The sequence below is a fragment of the Arthrobacter pityocampae genome, assembly GCF_002927275.1.
Classification (GTDB): domain Bacteria; phylum Actinomycetota; class Actinomycetes; order Actinomycetales; family Micrococcaceae; genus Arthrobacter_D; species Arthrobacter_D pityocampae.
The window spans coordinates 1-1,054 of sequence record NZ_PRKW01000039.1; the positions used below are offsets into that span (position 1 = coordinate 1).

Genomic DNA, 1,054 nt, shown 5'->3' on the forward strand with positions numbered 1-1,054 from the left:
TTGCAGAGTCCGCTTAACATCTGGCAGTGGTGCTGTTGCCCAATAAAAAGACCAAAGGGTGGGCGGTTGCAGGAGCTGAGTGCAACACAGTTACTGGATTGAGGCGGGAGCCTCGTGATGCTTGGCCATCAGCTCGGTCATGACCTCGATGGGGCACTTGAAACCGAAGCGCTTACGCGGTCGGATGTTCAACTCGTAGGCAATCGCATCCAACTGCTCTTGGCTGCACACCGACAGATCCGTGCCCTTGGGCAGGTACTGGCGGATCAGTCCGTTGATGTTCTCATTGCTGCCGCGCTGCCAGGGGCTGTGCGGGTCGCAGAAGTAAATTGCCACCCCGGTCTTCTGGGTGATTTCCGCGTGACGCGCCATCTCCCGCCCTTGGTCGTAGGTCATGCTCTTGCGGGCCGCCAGCGGCATATGGTTCAGCGCCGAACTGAAGCCTTCCACGGCCGAGGTCGCCGTCGCGTCTTGCATCTTCACCAGGTAGCCGCTGGTGCGTTCGACTAGCGTACCCACGGCCGATGCGTTGGCTTTGCCCTTGATCAAGTCGCCCTCCCAATGTCCCGGCATCACGCGATCCTCGATCTCCGGCGGACGCACATGGATGCTGACCATGTCCGGGATCTGGCCACGGCGATCTACGCCGCCAGAACGCGGACGGCGGGAGGTTTTGCCTTGCCGCAGGCAGATGATCAGCTCCTTGCGCAGTTCGCCGACCGGCAGGGCATAGATCGCGTTGTAGATCGTCTCGCGGCAGACGTAGGCGTCTTCGAAGCTTGGGGATTTCATGGTTCGCAGCTTGCCGGCAATCTGCTCGGGAGAAAAGCGCTGTCGCAGCAGGTGGGCGACCAGCTCGAACAATTCGTTGCCGGGCACCAGCTTTTGCCGGGGCCGGCAGGGCAATCGACGATCGCGCATGGCTTGTTGGGCATGCTGGGTGGTGTACTCACCCCGGGCATCACGATTGCGACGGATCTCGCGACTGATCGTTGAGGGGCTGCGGTTGAGCATTCGGGCAATGGCGCGCTGGCTCATGCCACGCAGCAGACTG

The 1,054-nt window shown here is 61.4% G+C and carries 1 protein-coding gene; it reads right to left on the minus strand.

What is annotated here, in order from left to right; all coding sequences use genetic code 11:
* Window positions 1-90 precede the first annotated feature (90 nt).
* Window positions 91-1,050 carry an IS30 family transposase gene (locus C4K88_RS18185; RefSeq protein WP_104122827.1) on the minus strand — a complete coding sequence of 320 codons (960 nt, stop codon included), beginning with the start codon at window positions 1,048-1,050 and terminating at the stop codon, window positions 91-93.
* Window positions 1,051-1,054: the final 4 nt, after the last annotated feature.